The organism is Pseudomonas vranovensis DSM 16006 (assembly GCF_000425805.1).
Classification (GTDB): Bacteria; Pseudomonadota; Gammaproteobacteria; order Pseudomonadales; family Pseudomonadaceae; genus Aquipseudomonas; species Aquipseudomonas vranovensis.
This window is the reverse complement of sequence record NZ_KE384456.1, coordinates 93,826-114,227: the sequence shown is the minus strand read 5'-3', so window position 1 is coordinate 114,227 and position 20,402 is coordinate 93,826. Positions and strand designations below refer to the sequence as shown.

Genomic DNA, 20,402 nt, shown 5'->3' with positions numbered 1-20,402 from the left:
TAGGAGCCGGCTTGCCCCGCGATACATCAGTTCTTACGAATCTTCTCGACGATCGCAGTGGTCGAGCTGTTCTCAACCAGCCCCAACACCTTCACGGTACCGCCATAGGCCTTGACGATGTCTGCGCCGACCACTTGGTCGATCCCGTAGTCCCCACCCTTGACTAGCACATCCGGCTTGACCTGGCTGAGCAGGTTTTCCGGCGTGCCTTCCGGGAAGCTGATAACCCAGTCCACCGCACCAAGACCCGCCAATACCGCCATGCGCCGGTCAACGCTGTTGATCGGACGGCCCGGGCCTTTGAGGCGGCTGACCGACGCATCGTCGTTGACCGCAACAATCAGGCGATCACCCTGGGCACGCGCCTGCTCCAGGTAGGTCACGTGACCGGCATGGAGGATGTCGAAGCAACCGTTGGTAAAGACGATTTTCTCGTTATGGGCACGGGCGTCGTCGATGGCCAGCAACAGCTGATCCAGGCTCAGCACGCCGCGTTCCGAACCTTCCTCGCGCTGAATGGCGCGACGCAGCTCTGGCGCGCTGATGGCGGCGGTACCCAGCTTGCCCACCACGATGCCGGCGGCCAGGTTGGCAAGGCCCACGGCATGAGGCAGGTCTTCCCCTGCAGCGATCGCTGCCGCCAGGGTGGAAATCACCGTGTCACCGGCACCGGTGACATCAAAGACTTCACGAGCACGGGCTGGCAGGTGCAGCGCCGGATGCTCCGGACGCAGCAAGGTCATGCCGTGCTCGCCACGGGTCACCAACAAGGCACCCAGCTCAAGCTCGCGCATCAACTGACCGCCCTTGGCCACCAGCTCAGCTTCGTCGGCGCAACGACCGACGATGGTTTCAAACTCGCTGAGGTTCGGGGTGATCAGGCTGGCGCCACGGTAGATCGAGAAATCCTTGCCCTTGGGGTCGGCCAGTACAGGAATTCCCTTGGCCCGCGCCGCCTGGATGAGGCTCTGGTGGTTTTTCAAGGCGCCTTTGCCATAGTCGGACAACACCAGCACCTTGACGCCTTCGAGCAGGGTGTCGACTTCGGCACCCAGCGACAGCGGGTCAGTGGCGAAGGGCTCTTCGAAGTCGATACGCAGCAATTGCTGGTGACGGCTCATCACGCGCAACTTGACGATGGTCGGCTGGTGCGCGATGCGTTGGAAGATCGAGCGCACACCCGCGGCCTGCAGGCTGTTGGCCAGGCTGTCGGCAGCTTCATCCTGGCCGGTGACCCCGACCAGAGATGCCGGGGCACCCAGCGCGGCGATGTTCAAGGCGACGTTGGCCGCACCGCCGGGACGGTCCTCGATCTGCTCGACCTTGACCACCGGTACCGGGGCTTCAGGCGAGATCCGTGAGGTACCGCCATGCCAGTAGCGGTCGAGCATGACATCGCCCACCACCAGTACCGGGGCTTGATCGAAACGCGGCATGGACAACTTCATGGGCAACCCATATATACAAAATTAACAGGGGCAGGATATTAGCACAGGCAAGTGGATGGCTTGTTTACCGCCTTGCCTGCAGCTATCCACAGAAATGCAAACGGGGCCCAGGACGGGCCCCGCAGACAGGGTCAGGTGATGTCGGCCTTGGCCGGCTCGTCCAGGCCCATGGCATGCAGCCTGGCGTAATAGCCATTGGCGGCCAGCAGCTCGGCGTGGGTACCCCGCTCGACCAGCTTGCCCTGGTCCATGACCAGGATCATGTCGGCCTTCTCGATGGTCGACAGGCGGTGGGCGATCACTAGCGTGGTACGGCCTTTCATCACATGGTCCAAGGCCGCCTGGATATGCCGCTCGGATTCGGTGTCCAGGGCCGAGGTGGCCTCGTCGAGAATCAACAGCGGAGCATTCTTGAGCAACGCCCGGGCAATCGCCAGGCGCTGGCGCTGGCCACCGGACAACAGCACGCCGTTCTCACCGACCTGGGTATCGAAGCCCTGTGGCAACTGCTCGACGAAATCCTTGGCATAGGCATCAGCGGCGGCGGCTTCGATTTCAGCGCGCGGCGCGCCGGCCAAGTCGCCATAAGCGATGTTGTTGGCCACGGTATCGTTGAACAGGGTGACATGCTGGGTAACCTGGGCCACATGGCGGCGCAGGTTGCGCAAGCGGTAGTTCTCGATTTCCACGCCGTCGAGCAGGATCTGCCCTTGGTCATGGTGATAGAACCGCGGAATCAGGCCCGCCAGGGTCGACTTGCCGCTACCTGAACGCCCCACCAGGGCAATCATCTGCCCCGGCTCTGCCGTGAAGGAGATGTCCGACAGCACCTGACGCTCAGTACCGGGGTACGTGAAGCTCAGGTTGCGTACTTCAAGGCGCCCGACCACGCGGTCCAGCTCGACGGTACCATTGTCGACCTCGGGAGCCTCGTCCAGTTGCTCGAAGATGCTTTCAGCGCCAGCCAGGCCTTTCTGGATGGTCGAGCTGACTTCCGAGAGCTGACGGATCGGCTTGGGCAGCAGGCCCGCGGCAGTGATGTAGGCGACCAGGTCACCCGCAGTGGCATCGCCGCGCAGGAACAGCACCAGGAACATCAAGGCGGCCATGGCGGTGTAGATCACCAGTTGCAGCATCGGGGTGTATACGGCCCCCGTCTTGGTCATGCGCAGTTGCTTGTCGGTGTTGCTCTGGCTGGCGTCGGCAAAACGCTTCTGCTCATAGCTTTCGCCGCCAAAGCTGCGCACCACGCGGTAGCCTTGAATGGTTTCGGAAGCCACATGGGTCACGTCACCCATCGCCACCTGGATCTTCTTGCTCTGCTTGCGGAATTTCTTGCTTGCGCTCCCCACCATCACGGCAATGATCGGCAGGATCGCCAGCATCACCAGGGTCAGCTTCCAGTTCATCCACAGCAGGTAGATGAACAGGAACACCACGGTCAGGCCTTCACGGATCACTACCTTGATTGCATCGGTAGCCGCGCCGGTGACCATGGTGACGTTGAAGGTGATTCGGGAGATCAGGTGGCCGGAGTTGTGGTTGTCGAAATAGCGGTTGGGCAGCACCAACAGCTTGTTGAACAACTCGACCCGCAGGTCGTGGACCAGGCCCAGCGAGACCTTGGCCAGGAAGTAGTTACCCAGGAACGACCCCAGCCCCTGCCAGGCCGCGATCAGCACGATCAGCAGCGGTACGGCCTGCAGCAATTGCAGGTCCTTGAGGTAAGGAACGGTGGGAAACAGCACAGCCTGGGGGTTGCTCAAGCCATCGACGAAATACTTGAGGATCCCGGCCAGCATCGGCTGGGTCGAGGCGAAGATCACGAAACCGACGATACTCAGCATGAAAATGCCGATGTACGGTTTCACATAGCTCAGCAGCCGGAAGTAGATTTTCAGGCTGGAGCTGCTCTGCTGCTCCGCCTTTAGCGGTGTTTCGGCCATCGTCGAGCTCGCTGTTCAGATTGAACCGGAAATTTTATCACAGCCCGGACGGCGGGCATGCACCCACACCAGTGCGAAAGCCAACCCCACCGGCAACCAGCTGATGAACCACTCGGCCCGCGGCGTTCCAGTGAGGCTAGCAGCATCGAACTGCATGGCCAGGGTGGAAAACAGCCACAGCCCCATCATGCCCTTGCCGAAATCCGTCGAGCGGGCGCGCCAGCTTTCGCGCAAAACGCAGAGCCAGACAGCGATCCACAGCAACATGCCTGGAATACCCAGCTCGATGGCGATATGAGTGAACATGTTGTGGGTGTGGTCGAACTGCAGCCCTGCTGCCGAAACAGTGTAGAAGCTCCCCAGGCCTAGCCCCGTCCAAGGGTGCTCGGCAACCAACTGAAGGCTGGCGCGGAATATTTCCGGCCTGAAGGACATACCACGATCCAGAATCAGTGTGTGCAGCAGCGCAAACCCCACCACTGCGGCAACGAGGGTGGCAGCAGAAATCAATACACTCCCGCGACTACGGCACCACAACGGCATGGCCACCAGGCAGAATAACAACCCCAATGCAGCCCCCCGGCTTTGACACAACACCACAAACGCGCCCAGGCAAAGCACTGACACTACCCACAGCAGTTGAAACCAACGTTGCTGCGGCGGCCAGTGCAGCAGGCAAACCATTGCAACGCCTATGACATAGGCGCCCAGGATCGGGTGGGAAATTTCGCCGACACCTTCGAGCCTGTAGCTCCAATGCTGCCAGGGCGGGCTGTAGAAGTGGACAATCGAGTAAGCGGCCGCGACCGCCAATCCAATGCTGCCCCAGCGCAGAAGCTGGATCAGTCGCGGGCTCCCGACACTCCCCAGCAACGGGAAAAACAGTAGAAATACCGTGATGTACAAGAGTCGCTTGAGTTCACGCCCGGCGTCGTCGGTACTTGCCCAGGCAAGGCTCAACACGCACCATCCCAGCAATAGAATCACTGACACGCACAACGCACGCTGAGCATTCCAGACCTCGACCAGCACCCCACGCGCCGACCACAACAGCACCAATGTCGGCAGCCAGAGGAACGCCACCAGGCCTTGCTGATAGATCTTGTTGCTGGGTGCCAGGGCAATGGCCACCAGAAACCAGAGAAAGCCAATCGCCAGCCAGGTCTGTGCCCAGCGCCTTGCGTACATCATGCGTATCCCCATCGTTTGAACAACACCGGCATGGTGCATCGGTAAACTTTTCGGCATTATGGCCGGTCTTTTCGCTAGCCCGTTGAAGGCCTATTCATGCAATGTTCCCGGCTACCCCAGGTCGACTTCAACCAGCTCATCCTCGGTGCCAAGGTGCTGGAAGCTGATAGCTACGGCGCCAAAGTGTACCTGCTAAACGATGGCAACATCCTCAAGCTGTTCAGGCGCAAGCGGTTAATTTCATCTGCACTGCTGCGACCTTACTCCGTTCGCTTCATCGACAACGCGATGCGTTTGGAGAAAAGGGGGATTCCTACACTAAAGGTGTTGAAGTACTACAAGCTGGATGCACCAGGAATGACGGCAGTACTGTATCAACCCCTGCCCGGTGAAACCTTGAGCCAACTGTCTCGCAAAGAAGGGTTCAGCTGGCAGGAGCGCCTGCCGGAGCTTGTGGCACTGGTACGCAAACTACACACGTCGGGGATCTATTTTCGGTCATTGCACCTGGGCAACATTGTCGTAACCCCTGACCAGGAGATGGGGCTGATTGATGTCGCGGATATGCGTTTCATGCGGGCACCGCTTTCCAGTCGCATGATTCGGCGCAACGTGCAGCATTTTGCCCGCTACATCGCCCGTGAGCGGCTTGAAGAGCAGTTTCCCCTTGCCGAACTGGAGCGCGCCCTGCTGGGCTGAATTTCAGGAAGTTCGAAGCAGGTCGCTGGAGGTCTGGCTGAAGCGCTGCCAGACCTGCTCGGGTGCCAGTGCCTGGTATTGGGCCTGGGCCACTTGATCACGATCAGATGCCACACTCTCGATGATCGCCCGTCCCCAGGCTTCGATATCCCCCACCGAGGCATAGCGACCAGCATCGCCCAACTGCTCGTGAAACACCGACAGGTCGCTGCACAAGACCGGCACATCCGCCATCACGGCCTCTTGCAGCACCAGGCCAAGGCCCTCGGAGCGTGAGGGTATCAGCACCCAATCGAATGCCCGATACAGGTGAGCCAGGCTGTTGCAGTGGCCTTGCAGGGAAACAAATTCGCCAAGGCCCAGCGCCTTGATGCGTGACTCGAGCAATGCCCGTTCGTTGCCTTCACCCAGAAATACCAGACGCAGATCTGGCTGTTGCTGGCGGGCTAGCGCAAACGCGTCGAGCAAGTAGTCGAAACCCTTGCTATCGACCAGCCGCCCCACTGCTCCCAGTACCGGCCCGCCATCGAGCGGCAAACCCATTGTCTGCCGGGCCGCCCCCCGATCCAGCAACGCCTGGCGAAAACTGGTGGGCTCAAGGGCCGAGCGAAGTACCTGCACAGGCACACCGAGATCCTGCTCAAGGGCACTGGCAAGTGTCTGGGAGACGGCCACCAGTGTCACCTGGGAGGGCTCGAAGCTGCGCAGCAGGCTGATATCGCCACGATGCAAGCGAGTCTTGCCATGAAAGACAACCGCCGCTCGCACCTCGGGTAACTGGCGCATCACCGGCAGCACCAACCGGGATACCCCCAGGCCGTCTAGCAATACGACCTCGGTACCGGCCTGCTTCAACGCTTCGCGAAATCGGCCGCGCATCCAGGGATGCAGCAGCTTCCAGAAATGCCGGCCTTTGAGCAGGCGCTGGGACAGCTGCCATTCGCGCGTCTCCCCGGCGCTGCAACAAGAGCCCTGGCCTTGCAGCAACCAACTGCTGATCGTCGCATCCGGCCCTGCCTGGGAAAGGATTTGCTGGTGCACCTTGTGCACCGAGACATAGGGTGCGCCGCCGGCCCACATGATGTTGACGATATTCACGGGGTAGCACCCCCTGCATCGGAATGGACAACAAACATATAGGCCGAATCAATGCGCAAAAAAGCCAACCCCCACTCCTAATGCAATTCCGACGATCAAAATCACGGCCAGCTTGACCCGGTCACGCTGACGACGTCGATCCTTGCGCCGGCGCTCTTCGGGAAGACTCACATGCGAGCCGAACCCGGTATGCAACACCGCGTCGCCCTCCAGGGTCACCCCGGTCAGGTTCAACTCGGCATAACGCTTTGACAGTGCCTTTTCACCAGCATAGGCGGCAAATGGCGCGCAGCGTTGATAATCGCTCAACCGGCGCAAACCCGGGTTCAGCGAGAAGCTTTGCCACTCCGGCTTGCTCGATAACAGCGGGTAGCAAGGCACTCCATTGATGAACTGTCGCTCACCCAGGTGGATGTACGGACTGTGCAACTTCAGGTCATGGGCATAGCTGCGCAACCACACCTGGAGCAGGTGCGGGCTGACCTCCAGAATGCTCCGGGAGTCTTCGACAAACCCGGGGCGGTAGAATTCCCAGTCATCCTCGCAGTGGAAGATATAAGGCGTCTTCACTTGCCCGTAGGCAAGATCGATCGAGGCCAGCTGACCGAGCTTGGGGCGGTTGACGAATACCGTGGTATGGGGCTTCCAGTGTTCCGGGAGCGCTCCATGCACCGCGTCATCCCCGGAGTCTTCGGTAATGAACACCTCGCGTATCGGCGCAGTATTGAAACGGTCGAAACTCTCCAGCGTAAGCTTGAGCAGGTCGAAACGCCCGCAGCTGGTAACCACCAGGGTTACATCACTCTCTTCACTGAATCGCACCGGATTCCCTCCCCATCTTCTGTATTCGGTTGTTCGAGACCATGACGCAGGACAGCCGGCTCATAGGCCCAGTCTCAAACGCAAACGCTGCCAGCCGGTCAGGGCTGGACGGGGACGCAGAGGTGGCTGCATTTTCTCAACGATGCTACGACCCACTTGAGCGAAGCTGAATTGCGCAACCGCCAGATCACGACCGTTGCGACCGATTTCCTCGGCCAGCACAGGGTCGGCGCGCAGCACATTGAGCTTCTCTTGCAACTGCGCGATGCTGTTATACAGCACCACGTTATGCATGTCTGTCAGACCCAGGGCGCGATTTTCTTCTGCGCCCTGGTCATATGCCAGCAGCACACAGCCGCAGGCCATGGCCTCGAAATTCTTGATCATGTACTCGCCCATGCCCACGTCGGCACTGACGAAAAAACGTATGCGATTGAGTGTGTCACAGTACTCTTCACCGGATTTTGTCCGGGTCACCAGCAGGTTTTCCACCTGTGCCAATTCGTCAAGCAACGCCTTGCGCCCGCTGTAGGCCACGCTGTTGGTGCTACCGACAAAGGCCAGCTCGATGTCCCGTTCACGCCCCTGGTCGGCAAGCAACTGCTGGTCGTAGCCCTTGGGCACGAACTCGGCATCGAAGCCTTCCTGGCGCAGGCGCTCACTGACCATGTACCCGGAGCTGATCACGCGCGCCCAGGGCAGCTGGCGATAATGCGCACTGAACTTGCCGGTGTACTTGCAAGGGATATAGTTCTGGTAGGCATCATGTTCGAGGATGACCAGGTTGGGCACCGTGCGAATGAAACCGACCTGGCGGATCTCTTGCTTGAAGCGCAGAAAAAAAACGATCCGATCATATTTCTCGACGTCGACTTCACGACGGAAATAACTGCGCAAGTTGCGCTGATCGGCACTGCTGAGCCAGCGCAGATCGCATTCGCAATGAGCAGCCACACCGTCGTAGAGACGATCGAGGATTGCCCGTTGTTCCTTCTGCACCAGAAATAGAACTTTCATTGTCTTCCTTGCGGCCTTTGCTTGGCCGCTAACAGTCATGCACCGCGATCAGAGATCACGGCGCCAGAACAATTCATGTCGACGTACAGCCTTGCGGAAAAACTCGTTCTCGCCGTAGGGCGAAGGACGTCGCCCTGCCAGCCAGCGCTGAAGCAGGCGGCGTAGTCGACGCTTGAACGGAGACGGCGGTTGCAGGTCATGCATCATGCCAAGCGCCATGGCCTTGTCACGCTGAGTGGGCAGGTCCAACAACATGCTGTAGGGCGCCCAGCTTTCTCCACCTTCCAGCCGTGGCGGCAAAGTCACGCCTGTGCCACTTTCACCCATGGGCCAGCGGTCGTTATCGTGCAGATGATTGGCGTAACCCAGCACGATCTCTGGCTGCCACACCAGGCCATGCAAGGCTTCAAGCACTGCCGCCTGGGCGCAGATGTGGTCTGGGTGGGGGTCGAGCGTCGGGTGCGGCATCACCAACACCTGCGGACGCGCCTGCAGCAACAACGCGCGCAAGTCCGCGAGCAAGTTGTTCCAGGTCGGCTCACCGTCCTGATCACCCGGCAATGTCATCGGATTGAACTGGCGGAATAGGCGGGTATCGGCAAGCTCGGCTTCGCGCGAGGCAACCGGTTGGTCAGGGGACGCCTGCATTGCCGGCAACTGCAGGCAGAAATAGCCCAGCTGCACACAGCGCGCCTCGGGAACACCCGCCCAACGTGGAACGGCAATACTGTCCCAGGCACGCAACCGCCCCTTCAGACGAGCTGCCTCAGCCTTGTCCAGGCCCATCTGTTGATAGTGTTCGGCTTCGATTTCACCGGCCGTCAACGTTACCACCCAGGCTTCCTGCGCCTGGCTGTACAAGCCGTAGGCCGCAAGTTCGGCATCGTCGGCATGCGGAGCAATGACCATGACCCGCTTCTGGCGCAAGTCTTGAGTGGGAACAAGCCAAAGCGTCGCTTCAGTCGGCAAGCGACAGTGCCGACCGCGCAAACGCAATTGGCCGGCGCTCAACGAACCGGCCAAGCCTGTGAGGTTGAGGTAACGCACCCCGGCGACGCCACGTTCGAAGGTCTGGCAATCTTCATTACCCAGCACCACGGCGGGATCCAGAAAACGCCCAATCCAACGGCACTTCAGTCGCAGTTGCAACACCAGGGTTGCATCCCCGGCAAGATCCAGGGGCGACTGCAGACGTACAGCACCGTCAACCAGCTCAACCGGCTGGGCGACGCAGTCGGCAGGGAAGGCGTATTGATAATCTTCGCCAGGCGAGTAGAACAGGTGGTCGGCAAACCAGGCCTCGTGGGCGACCCACAGCAATGGCAACAGCAGCAGCGGCAACCACCACTGGACAAAAACACCCAGCGCGACGAGCAGCACCAGGCCGACCAGCAGCCCCAGCCGCTTGTTACGCCGGTGCTGCTTGAGCAGCTGCTGTTTGCGGCTCACACCTGAAACACCGGCACGGGGTTGCACCAACGATCCTTGTATTCACGATCGGCGCGACCGAACGAGAAACGCAGCGGCTTGTTGCGTGCCCGGGCATCTTCCCAGGCCGCCTGGGTATTGAGAAAGCTCAATACGCTGCCAGGGCTGAAGGCCTTGGTGTGCGGGTCTACGCCACCGTTGATGTACTCGACGCTGATCCACGCCGGCGCCTCGACGCGGTATACCAGTTGAATGGCAATCGGCGCGTCGTCGAGAAACAGTACCGAGCCGATCAGCAGCGCCCGCAGGCGTTCGATGACATCGGCCATGCGTTCGGCACCCGTTGCTGGAAAATCCCAGCGACGCATGAACAGATCGCAATAGATCACCGCCAGCTCGGTGCTGCTGAAGTCGGTGACCGGCCGTACCTGGCCACCCGCTTCTTCCAGCAGCCTCAGTTCGCGGCGCTGGTTGTAGCGAAATTTCTTCGACAGGTCTTCCGGCGTACGCGCCATGGCCAGTTGCTCGGCCTGGGGCTTGAGATTGGCAAAACGTCCCTGATTGAGCTCGGACAAATAACGCCCGGCGTGGCGCAGCGGTGCCTGTGCATCGGCAGCCGCCGGCAGGATCAGCTCGGCATTGCCCAGGTCGTACAGGCCCTTCTTGCCTTGGCGCTTGAGCACGTCCTTGGACAGGGCAAGGTAGCGCCCCCAGGTCGGGATCGCTGCCTTGATCTCTCCATTGTGTTCCCAGCCCAGGTAGCGCACCGGAATCTGCGCCAGTTCCGCCAGCTGTTCAATCACCAGGGGGTGGGTGGCGACGCTGCCACCAAAACGCTGCCAGGCCTGAGCGTAAGTAGCAGCATCGATCACGGACCAGCCGCGTTCGCGCCAGCCTTGAATATGATTAAGCATCAAGCCTCCGCAGTCAGCGCGCGAACGTGCGGCAGTTGCCAGAAAGTATCGCGCACGGCGCTATCGGAAAAACGCTCATGCAAACGCTGCAGCATGCGTTCGGCACACTCCTGGCGCTGACCCTCGTCCAGCACGGCCAAGTGCTGAAGGCCCTGACCCAGGCGCTCGGCATCGCCAAGCGGGAACAGAATACCGATCCCTTCGACTACTTCCAGAGCACCGCCACACGCCGTGGCCAGCACCGGTACACCGGCGACCATGGCTTCGAGCAGCACCATGCCGAACGGCTCGTGATCCGAACTCAGGGCAAAAGCATCGAACGCCTTGAAGTAGCAGCGAGCGTCAGGTACCTGACCAAGAAAATCCACCTGCCCGGCGATACCCAGTTCGGCCGCCAAAGCCTTGAGCGACTGCTCCAGGCGCCCCTTGCCCAGAATGGCCAAGCGCGCACCGGCTGGCAGGCCAGGCAGTGCCAGGGCAAAACCGCGCAGCAGGGTGGCCTGGTCCTTGTCCGGGTGCAGGCGACCGACGTTACCGACAATCCACGCCTGCCGGTCCAGCCCAAGAGCCTGACGGGCCTCGTCAACCGGCACTTGAATCGCTTGCAGCGCCTGGATGTCGATACGGTTGTAAAGGGTTTGAATACGCTCGGCAGGCCACTTGACCAGGCACTTGCGCATATCGTCGCGCACCGCATCAGACACCCCGAGCAGGCTCAAACGCTGGCGGAACAGGTTGGCAAACAATTGCCGGCTGCTGCGCTGGTAATCACCAAATGCATGGTGCACGCCGATGACCGGCAGACGGCTGCCGAGCAAGGCGATGTAGATAGGTTTGAAGCGGTGGGCGATGCAGAAACTGAAGTTGCGCGTGGCGACGATCCGGCGCAATGCCCGGATCGCCCCCAGCTTGAGACCACGAATGGCCTTGGAGCTGAACTCAAGGAACAGCACTTCGTCAGACGCGCAGCCGGCCGCCACCTCAGGGTCGGCAGCACCGGTCAGGAACACCGTGGTGACCTTGTAACCGCTGCCGCTGAACAAGCTGGCGTACTGACGCGCGCAGTCCAGGAACGGACCGTCATAGCCGTGGCAGAACTGCAGGACGCGCTTTTCAGCCCTGGACGTCATAAGTGTTCGCGCCGTCCTTGACTACCAGGATGTCTTCCATGATCAGGTACTGCAGGTCCGAGCCGAAGAACATGTTCAGGGCGTCGGTCGGCGAGCAGATCATCGGCTCGCCGCGACGGTTGAGCGATGTGTTGAGCGACACGCCGTTGCCGGTCAGGTTTTCCAGCGCCTTCATCATGTCGTAGTAGCGCGGGTTGTACTCGCGCTTGAGCACCTGGGCCCGCGAGGTGCCGTCTTCATGGACGACTTCCGGCACGCGGGTCTTCCATTCTTCCGCCACTTCGAAGGTGAAGGTCATGAACGGCGCCGGGTGATCGATCTTGATCATCTGCGGGGCGACGGTGTCGAGCATCGACGGGCAGAAAGGCCTCCAGCGCTCGCGGAACTTGATCTGGTGGTTGATGCGGTCGGCGACGCCAGCAACGCTTGGGCAACCGATGATCGAACGACCGCCCAGGGCACGGGGACCGAACTCCATACGCCCCTGAAACCAGGCAACCGGGTTGCCGTCGACCATGATCTTGGCGATCTGCTCCGGCATGTTCTCGAGCTTGCGCCATTTCGGCTGGCTCGGGTGACGGGCGCAGGCTGCGATCACGTCTTCGTTGGAGTACGCAGGGCCGAGGTAGACGTGCTCCATCTTCTCGACCGGCACGCCACGGGCGTGGGACACATAGGCCGCAGCACCGACCGCGGTACCGGCGTCGCCGGAGGCCGGCTGCACGAACAGTTCCTTGAGGTCAGGACGGGCAATGATCTTCTGGTTGAGCTTGACGTTCAGCGCGCAACCGCCGGCGAAGGCCAGCTTGCCGGTTTCCTTGAGGATGTCGCCCAGGTAGTGGTCGATCATCTGCAGGGCGATCTTCTCGAACAGCGCCTGCATGCTGGCGGCGTAATGGATATACGGCTCGTCGGCGATGTCGCCTTCGCGCTTTGGACCCAGCCACTCGATGAGTTTTGGCGAGAAGTAGAAGCCCTTGCCCTTCTCTTTGTAGCGACGCAGGCCGATGACGTTGGCGTAGTCGGTGTTGATCACCAGCTCACCGTTCTCGAAAGAGGCCAGGCGCGAGAAATCGTACTTGCTGGCATCGCCATAAGGCGCCATGCCCATGACCTTGAACTCGCCATCGAGCATCTCGAAGCCGAGGAATTCGGTGATCGCGCCGTACAGGCCACCGAGGGAGTCCGGATCGAAGAATTCCTTGATCTTATGGATCTTGCCGTTTTCGCCATAGCCAAAGAAGGTAGTGGCGTACTCGCCTTTACCGTCGATACCGAGGATCGCGGTTTTTTCCTTGAAGCCCGAGCAGTGGTAGGCACTGGAGGCGTGAGCCAGGTGGTGCTCGACCGGCTCGATCTTGACCTTCTTGGGGTCGAAGCCCAGTTGCTCCAGGCACCAGACGATCTTCTTGCGGTAGCGCTTGTAGCGACGGTTGCCCATCAGGATCGCATCAAGGGCGCGATCCGGGGCGTACCAATAACGCTTGGCGTAGTGCCAGCGGGCCTTGCCGAACAGGCTGATCGGGGCGAATGGGATCGCCACCACGTCAACGTCGGAAGGCTTGATGCCGGCCTGCTCCAGGCAGAACTTCGCCGATTCGTAGGGCATGCGGTTCTTTGCATGTTTGTCGCGCACGAAGCGCTCTTCTTCAGCGGCGGCAATCAGCTTGCCGTCGATGTACAGGGCCGCGGAAGGATCATGGCTAAGGGCGCCGGACAGGCCAAGAATCGTCAATGCCAAGGGTCTAGCCTCTTCAATCTGTAAAAATGCGCCCTGGCCCCGTGGGGCGAGCGGCAACGAAAGAGCGGGATTATAACGCAAAGCTTAGGCGCGGGCTTGCCCAGCGATTGCATGCAGTCAGTTACACCGCATCGCGGGTCAAGCCCCCTCCTGCAGCAGTTATTCAGCGATCAGCCAGTCCATCCGCCAACTGCCCTGGGTCTGCGCCAGCACCTGGGAAAGCCAGGGCAACAACGCGCGCAGTTCTTCTTCAAGCCCCCACGGCGGATTGGCAATGGCCAGGCCCGAGCCGTTCAGGCCCTGCGGGCTGTCCTGCGGATGCACGTACAACTCGACGCGCAGCAGCTTCGGCGCGCCGGTACTGGTCAGGTCCTGGTAGAAACGCACCAACTGGCGCTGATCCTTGATCGGGTACCAGATTGCCGCGACCGTCTGGCGCATGCGGCCAATGGTCTCTTTCATCGCCTGAGTGCAGCGCTTGAGCTCATCGGCCTGCTCGAACGGCGGATCAATCAACATCACCGCTCGCTTTTCCTGCACCGGCAGCAAGGCGCGTGGCACATGCCAGCCTTCACCCAGATGCACGGCGACGCGCGGATCCTTCTTCATGTTGTCCTTGAGCATGCGCCCGTCTTCCGGGTGCTTCTCGTTGAGCAGCACGCGATCCTGCTGACGGGCCAGGCGCCGGGCCAGCTCAGGCGAACCCGGGTAGTAGCGCAGCTCGCCATCGGGATTCATCTTGCGCAGGATGCGCAGGTAGTCGGCGGTCACTTCCGGCAGGTCATCCCGCCCCCAAAGCCGCCCGATCCCTTCAACCCACTCGCCGGTGCGCGTCGCCTGGTCGCCCTGCAGGTCATACAGGCCGAGGCCGGCGTGGGTATCAAGGTAGGCGAACGGCTGCTCCTTGCGCTCCATAAGCGCAATAAGGCGGGTCAAGACAAGGTGTTTGAAGACGTCGGCGTGGTTGCCGGCGTGGAAGGCGTGACGATAGTTCATGGCAACTCCTGCAAGACCGCGCAGTTTACCTTGTGATTCAGCCGGCGTCAGGAGCGCCGGCCGAAACGACAACGGCCCGGACTCTTTCGAGGCCGGGCCGTTGTCTACAAGGGGTCAAGTGCCGATCAATGACCGACCTTGAACGCCTTGTCTGCAGCTTCGAAGCGCGAAACCATGGCAGCCGACGGACTACCGGCCTTGCTGACGAAGTAGATCGCCAGGGCACCCAGGATGAAGCCAGGGATGATTTCGTACAGCCCCCAGATGGAGAAGTGCTTCCACACCACCACGGTGATGGCACCGACCAGGATACCGGCCAGGGCACCGTTACGGGTCATGCCTTTCCACAGTACCGAGATCAGTACAACCGGACCGAAGGCAGCACCGAAGCCGGCCCAGGCGTAGCTGACCAGACCCAGTACGCGGTTCTCCGGATTGGAGGCGATCAGGATGGCGACCACGGCAACCAGCAGCACCATGGCACGACCGACCCAGACCAGCTCCATCTGCGAGGCACCCTTGCGCAGGAACGCCTTGTAGAAGTCTTCGGTCAGGGCACTGGAGCACACCAGCAGCTGGCAGCTCAGGGTACTCATCACGGCGGCCAGGATGGCAGACAGCAGCACACCGGCAATCCATGGGTTGAAGAGGAGCTTGGCCAGCTCGATGAACACACGCTCAGGGTTCTCGGCCACAGGGCCTGCAACGTCAGGGTGCGCGGAGAAGTAGGCGATACCGAAGAAGCCCACTGCGCAGGTACCGACCAGGCAGAGGATCATCCAGGTCATGGAAATGCGACGGGCTTTGGCGATCGACTTGACCGAATCGGCAGCCATGAAGCGCGCCAGGATGTGCGGCTGACCGAAGTAGCCCAGACCCCAGCCCATCAGCGAAATGATGCCGATGAAGGTGGTGCCTTTGAGCATGTCGAAGTTCGAGGCATCCTTGAGCTCGATGGCCGCGAAGGTGGTGTCGACACCACCCGTGGCGATCAGCACGATGATCGGCGTCAGGATCAGGGCAAAGATCATCAGCGTAGCCTGGACGGTATCGGTCCAGCTCACGGCCAGGAAGCCACCAATGAAGGTGTAGGCGATGGTTGCGGCGGCACCGGCCCACAGCGCAGTCTCGTAGGACATGCCGAAGGTGCTTTCGAACAAGCGGGCACCGGCAACAATGCCAGAGGCGCAATAGATGGTGAAGAACACCAGGATCACTACGGCAGAGATGATCCGCAGCAGCCCGCTATTGTCTTCGAAACGGCTGGAGAAGTAGTCCGGCAGCGTCAGGGCATCGCCGTTGTGCTCAGTCTGCACACGCAGACGGCCGGCAACGAACAGCCAGTTCAGGTAGGCACCGACGATCAGGCCGATGGCGATCCAGCTCTCCGACAGACCCGACATGTAGATGGCGCCCGGCAGGCCCATCAACAGCCAGCCGCTCATGTCCGAGGCACCGGCCGAAAGCGCGGTCACGACGCTGCCGAGACTGCGGCCACCAAGAATGTAGTCGGAGAGGTTGTTGGTGGAGCGATAGGCCATCAGGCCGATCAGCACCATTGCCGCGATATAGATCACGAACGTGATCAAGGTTGGATTGCTTACACTCATTGTTGCGCCCTGGCGTTTGTTTTTATGTAGTGACAGCCTCGAAGAGGTTGCACCCAGGCCGTGAATGCTATGCAACAACGCAAAGTAGGTGCAACCAATTTTTTAATTCAAGTTGCACCTCGTCGGAAATTTCAGACTAAAACTCATTCTTGCTCCTTTTTGAAGCAAAAAAGGCCATTTTCATAAGCAAAACGCACCAGAAACAGCCATTTTCGCTGTGTGGTTTTACCCATCTGACGAGTTGCACTTTTTTCCTACACATTTTGGGTTGCACTAGGTTGCACCCAAAATCGCGCACGGCTAATCTTGGCGCAGCTTTAGCCACAGCATCGTGGCAATAATGAGGATAAGAAATGGCGACGACCACCCTTGGGGTCAAACTCGACGACCCGACCCGTGAGCGACTCAAAGCAGCTGCGCAGTCCATCGACCGCACGCCGCATTGGTTGATTAAACAGGCAATCTTCAACTACCTGGAAAAGCTCGAGGGTGGCGCCACGCTGACCGAACTCAACGGTCAGGCCAGCAGCAACGGCGACGAAGCCGGTGAAGTCCCGGGCGATCATGCCCACCAGTGCTTCCTCGAGTTCGCCGAAAGCATCCTGCCGCAATCGGTCCTGCGCTCGGCCATCACCGCAGCCTACCGTCGTCCGGAACCGGAAGTTGTGCCGATGCTCCTGGAGCAGGCACGCCTGCCGGCTGACATGGCCGAGGCCACCAACAAGCTGGCTGCCGGCATTGCTGAAAAGCTGCGCAACCAGAAAAGCGCCGGTGGCCGTGCCGGTATCGTCCAGGGTCTGCTGCAGGAATTCTCCCTGTCGTCCCAGGAAGGCGTGGCACTGATGTGCCTGGCCGAAGCCCTGCTGCGTATCCCCGACAAAGGCACCCGTGACGCCCTGATCCGCGACAAGATCAGCACCGGCAACTGGCAGCCGCACCTGGGCAACAGCCCGTCGCTGTTCGTCAACGCCGCGACCTGGGGCCTGCTGCTGACCGGCAAGCTGGTCTCGACCCACAACGAATCCGGCCTTACCTCTTCGCTCAGCCGCATCATCGGCAAGAGCGGCGAGCCGATGATCCGCAAGGGCGTCGACATGGCCATGCGCCTGATGGGCGAGCAGTTCGTCACCGGCGAGACCATCGCCGAAGCCCTGGCCAATGCCAGCAAGTTCGAAGCCAAGGGCTTCCGCTACTCCTACGACATGCTCGGCGAAGCAGCCCTGACCGAGCACGATGCGCAGAAATACCTGGCGTCCTACGAGCAGGCGATCCACTCGATCGGCAAAGCCTCGCACGGCCGTGGCATCTATGAAGGCCCGGGCATCTCGATCAAGCTGTCGGCCCTGCACCCACGCTACAGCCGCGCCCAGTACGAGCGCGTGATGGAAGAGCTGTACCCGCGTCTGCTGTCGCTGACCCTGCTGGCCAAGCAATATGACATCGGCCTGAACATCGATGCCGAAGAAGCCGATCGCCTGGAGCTGTCGCTGGACCTGCTCGAGCGCCTGTGCTTTGAACCGCAGCTGACCGGCTGGAACGGTATCGGCTTCGTGATCCAGGCCTACCAGAAGCGTTGCCCATATGTGATCGACTACGTGATCGACCTGGCACGGCGCAGCCGTCATCGCCTGATGATCCGCCTGGTGAAAGGCGCCTACTGGGACAGCGAGATCAAGCGCGCCCAGGTCGAAGGCCTGGAAGGCTATCCGGTCTACACCCGCAAGGTGTACACCGACGTGTCCTACATTGCCTGCGCCCGCAAGCTGTTGTCGGTACCGGAAGTCATCTACCCGCAGTTCGCCACCCACAACGCCCACACCCTGTCGGCCATCTACCATATCGCCGGGCAGAACTACTACCCGGGCCAGTATGAGTTCCAGTGCCTGCATGGCATGGGCGAGCCGCTGTACGAGCAAGTGGTCGGCAAGGTTGCCGACGGTAAGCTGAACCGTCCGTGCCGCGTGTACGCGCCCGTCGGCACCCATGAAACGCTGCTGGCCTACCTGGTTCGCCGCCTGCTGGAAAATGGCGCCAACACCTCGTTCGTCAACCGCATTGCCGACCAGTCGATCTCGATCCAGGAACTGGTCGCCGACCCGGTTGCGACCATCGAGCGCATGGCAACCCAGGAAGGCAGCTTCGGCCTGCCGCACCCGCGCATTCCGCTGCCGCGTGACCTGTACGGTACCGAGCGCGCCAACTCCGCCGGTATCGACATGGCCAACGAACACCGCCTGGCGTCGCTGTCTTGCGCCTTGCTGGCCACCGCCCACAACAACTGGAAAGCCGCACCGATGCTCGGTTGCGACGCCAGCGACGAAGCGGCGGCACCGGTACTGAACCCGTCCGACCATCGCGATGTGGTCGGTCACGTACAAGAAGCGACGGTTGCCGACGTCGACAACGCCATCCAATGCGCACTCAATGCTGCACCGATCTGGCAGGCCACCCCGCCCGCCGAGCGCGCGGCCATCCTGGAACGCGCTGCCGACCTGATGGAAGCAGAGATCCAGCCGCTGATGGGCCTGCTGGCCCGCGAAGCCGGCAAGACCTTCGCCAACGCCATCGCCGAAGTCCGTGAAGCCGTCGACTTCCTGCGCTACTACGCCGTGCAGGCGCGCAACGATTTCAGCAACGACGCCCACCGCCCATTGGGCCCGGTGGTCTGCATCAGCCCGTGGAACTTCCCGCTGGCCATCTTCAGCGGCCAAGTGGCTGCTGCATTGGCCGCAGGCAACCCGGTACTGGCCAAGCCTGCCGAACAAACCCCGCTGGTAGCGGCCCAGGCCGTGCGCCTGCTGCTCGAAGCCGGCATTCCCGAGGGCGTGGTGCAACTGCTGCCAGGGCGCGGCGAAACCGTCGGTGCCCGTCTGGTCGGCGACGAGCGCGTCAAAGGCGTGATGTTCACCGGCTCCACCGAAGTGGCTCGCCTGCTTCAGCGCAACATCGCCGGCCGCCTGGATGCCCAGGGTCGTCCGATTCCGCTGATCGCCGAGACCGGTGGCCAGAACGCGATGATCGTCGACTCCTCGGCCCTTACCGAGCAAGTGGTCATCGACGTGGTCTCCTCGGCCTTCGACAGCGCCGGCCAGCGTTGCTCGGCACTGCGTGTGCTGTGCCTGCAGGAAGACTCCGCCGACCGCGTGATCGAAATGCTCAAGGGCGCCATGGCCGAAAGCCGATTGGGCAATCCTGAGCGCCTGGCCGTCGACATTGGCCCGGTGATCGACGCCGAAGCCAAGGCTGGCATCGAGAAGCACATCCAGGGCATGCGCGACAAAGGCCGCACCGTGTACCAGGTGGCTATCGCCGATGGCGAGGAAATCAAGCGCGGCACCTTCGTGATGCCGACACTGATCGAGCTGGACAGTTTCGATGAGCTGCAGCGCGAGATCTTCGGCCCGGTCCTGCACGTGGTGCGCTACAACCGCAAGAACCTCGACCAGTTGATCGAGCAGATCAACGACTCCGGTTACGGCCTGACCCTGGGTGTACACACCCGGATCGACGAAACCATCGCCAAGGTCATCGACAACGTCAACGCCGGTAACGTCTACGTCAACCGCAACATCGTCGGTGCCGTGGTGGGTGTGCAGCCTTTCGGTGGCGAGGGCCTGTCCGGCACCGGCCCGAAAGCCGGTGGCCCGCTTTACCTGTACCGCCTGCTGTCGACCCGCCCGGCCGATGCCATCGAGCAGTCGTTCAAGCGTACCGACGGTGAAAACACCCCGGACACTCGCCTGCGCGACGCAATGTCCAAGCCACTGCAAGCACTCAAGACCTGGGCCACCAGCAACCAGCTGACCGACCTGGGCAGCCTGTGCGACCAGTTTGCCCAGCAATCGCAGAGCGGTATCAGCCGTCTGCTGGCCGGCCCGACTGGCGAGCGCAACAGCTACACCATCCTGCCGCGCGAGCACGTACTGTGCCTGGCCGAGGTCGAAGCCGACCTGCTGACCCAACTGGCTGCCGTCCTGGCCGTGGGCAGCTCGGCTGTGTGGCCGGAGGGTGAGCTGACCAAGACCCTGCGCAACCGACTGCCGAAGGATGTCCAGGCACGCATCAAGCTGGTGGGCGACTGGACCAAGGACGACGTCGTCTTCGACGCGGTCCTGCATCACGGCCACTCCGACCAGCTGCGCGCCGTGTGCGAACAGGTGGCCAAGCGTGCCGGCGCCATCGTAGGCGTGCATGGCCTGTCGTCGGGTGAAACCTCGATTGCCCTGGAGCGTCTGGTGATCGAGCGTGCGCTGAGCGTCAACACTGCCGCTGCCGGCGGTAACGCGAGCCTGATGACCATCGGCTGATCGTTCGCGTCGTCTCCATCGCGGGGCAAGCCCGCTCCTACGGGCAATCTGTAGG

Annotated in this window: 14 protein-coding genes; 2 read left to right on the top strand and 12 right to left on the bottom strand. The window is 61.3% G+C overall.

The features are described 5' to 3' along the window. Positions 1-26: 26 nt before the first annotated feature. The 3 genes from hldE to H621_RS0123030 all read right to left on the bottom strand — a co-directional run bounded on the left by hldE (position 27) and on the right by H621_RS0123030 (position 4,585). Complete coding sequence (hldE, locus tag H621_RS0123040) at positions 27-1,448, bottom strand: bifunctional D-glycero-beta-D-manno-heptose-7-phosphate kinase/D-glycero-beta-D-manno-heptose 1-phosphate adenylyltransferase HldE (RefSeq protein ID WP_028945639.1); 1,422 nt, start codon at positions 1,446-1,448, stop codon at positions 27-29. Between the two features lie 131 nt (positions 1,449-1,579). After that, positions 1,580-3,394 (bottom strand): lipid A export permease/ATP-binding protein MsbA, encoded by a 1,815-nt coding sequence (msbA, locus tag H621_RS0123035; RefSeq protein ID WP_028945638.1) that lies wholly within the window; start codon positions 3,392-3,394, stop codon positions 1,580-1,582. Positions 3,395-3,409: 15 nt separating this feature from the next. Continuing rightward, positions 3,410-4,585 carry an O-antigen ligase family protein gene (locus H621_RS0123030; RefSeq protein ID WP_028945637.1) on the bottom strand — a complete coding sequence of 392 codons (1,176 nt, stop codon included), beginning with the start codon at positions 4,583-4,585 and terminating at the stop codon, positions 3,410-3,412. 96 nt (positions 4,586-4,681) lie between these two features. Between H621_RS0123030 and H621_RS0123025 the strand changes: the two genes are divergently transcribed. Then, a complete protein-coding gene (locus H621_RS0123025) occupies positions 4,682-5,284 on the top strand; it encodes a BUD32 family EKC/KEOPS complex subunit (protein WP_028945636.1) in 603 nt (200 codons plus the stop codon). A gap of 3 nt (positions 5,285-5,287) precedes the next feature. Here the strand turns inward: H621_RS0123025 and H621_RS0123020 are convergent, their stop codons facing one another. The 9 genes from H621_RS0123020 to putP all read right to left on the bottom strand — a co-directional run bounded on the left by H621_RS0123020 (position 5,288) and on the right by putP (position 16,040). Further along, entirely contained in the window at positions 5,288-6,382 is a 1,095-nt protein-coding gene (locus tag H621_RS0123020) for a glycosyltransferase family 4 protein (RefSeq protein WP_028945635.1), read from the bottom strand. Between the two features lie 48 nt (positions 6,383-6,430). Beyond that, entirely contained in the window at positions 6,431-7,204 is a 774-nt protein-coding gene (locus H621_RS0123015; protein ID WP_028945634.1) for a glycosyltransferase family 2 protein, read from the bottom strand. 60 nt (positions 7,205-7,264) lie between these two features. Then, positions 7,265-8,221, bottom strand: coding sequence for a glycosyltransferase family protein (locus H621_RS0123010; protein WP_028945633.1), 957 nt, complete (start codon positions 8,219-8,221; stop codon positions 7,265-7,267). Between the two features lie 48 nt (positions 8,222-8,269). Then, the gene (locus tag H621_RS0123005) at positions 8,270-9,670 is read right to left on the bottom strand and encodes a PIG-L deacetylase family protein (protein ID WP_028945632.1); all 1,401 of its coding nucleotides are present in this window, start codon (positions 9,668-9,670) and stop codon (positions 8,270-8,272) included. Further along, positions 9,667-10,563 (bottom strand): antimicrobial resistance protein Mig-14, encoded by an 897-nt coding sequence (locus tag H621_RS0123000; RefSeq protein WP_028945631.1) that lies wholly within the window; start codon positions 10,561-10,563, stop codon positions 9,667-9,669. The genes H621_RS0123005 and H621_RS0123000 overlap by 4 nt, the downstream gene beginning before the upstream one ends. Continuing rightward, a complete protein-coding gene (locus H621_RS0122995) occupies positions 10,563-11,693 on the bottom strand; it encodes a glycosyltransferase (RefSeq protein ID WP_028945630.1) in 1,131 nt (376 codons plus the stop codon). The genes H621_RS0123000 and H621_RS0122995 overlap by 1 nt, the downstream gene beginning before the upstream one ends. Further along, the gene (locus H621_RS0122990; RefSeq protein ID WP_028945629.1) at positions 11,677-13,434 is read right to left on the bottom strand and encodes a carbamoyltransferase family protein; all 1,758 of its coding nucleotides are present in this window, start codon (positions 13,432-13,434) and stop codon (positions 11,677-11,679) included. The genes H621_RS0122995 and H621_RS0122990 overlap by 17 nt, the downstream gene beginning before the upstream one ends. Positions 13,435-13,593: 159 nt before the next feature. Then, entirely contained in the window at positions 13,594-14,430 is an 837-nt protein-coding gene (locus H621_RS0122985; RefSeq protein WP_028945628.1) for a 23S rRNA (adenine(2030)-N(6))-methyltransferase RlmJ, read from the bottom strand. Positions 14,431-14,555: 125 nt separating this feature from the next. After that, positions 14,556-16,040 (bottom strand): sodium/proline symporter PutP, encoded by a 1,485-nt coding sequence (gene putP, locus H621_RS0122980; RefSeq protein ID WP_028945627.1) that lies wholly within the window; start codon positions 16,038-16,040, stop codon positions 14,556-14,558. Between the two features lie 353 nt (positions 16,041-16,393). Between putP and putA the strand changes: the two genes are divergently transcribed. Further along, on the top strand, positions 16,394-20,347 hold the full coding sequence (putA, locus tag H621_RS0122975) for a trifunctional transcriptional regulator/proline dehydrogenase/L-glutamate gamma-semialdehyde dehydrogenase (protein ID WP_028945626.1): 3,954 nt from the start codon (positions 16,394-16,396) through the stop codon (positions 20,345-20,347). Positions 20,348-20,402 lie beyond the last annotated feature (55 nt).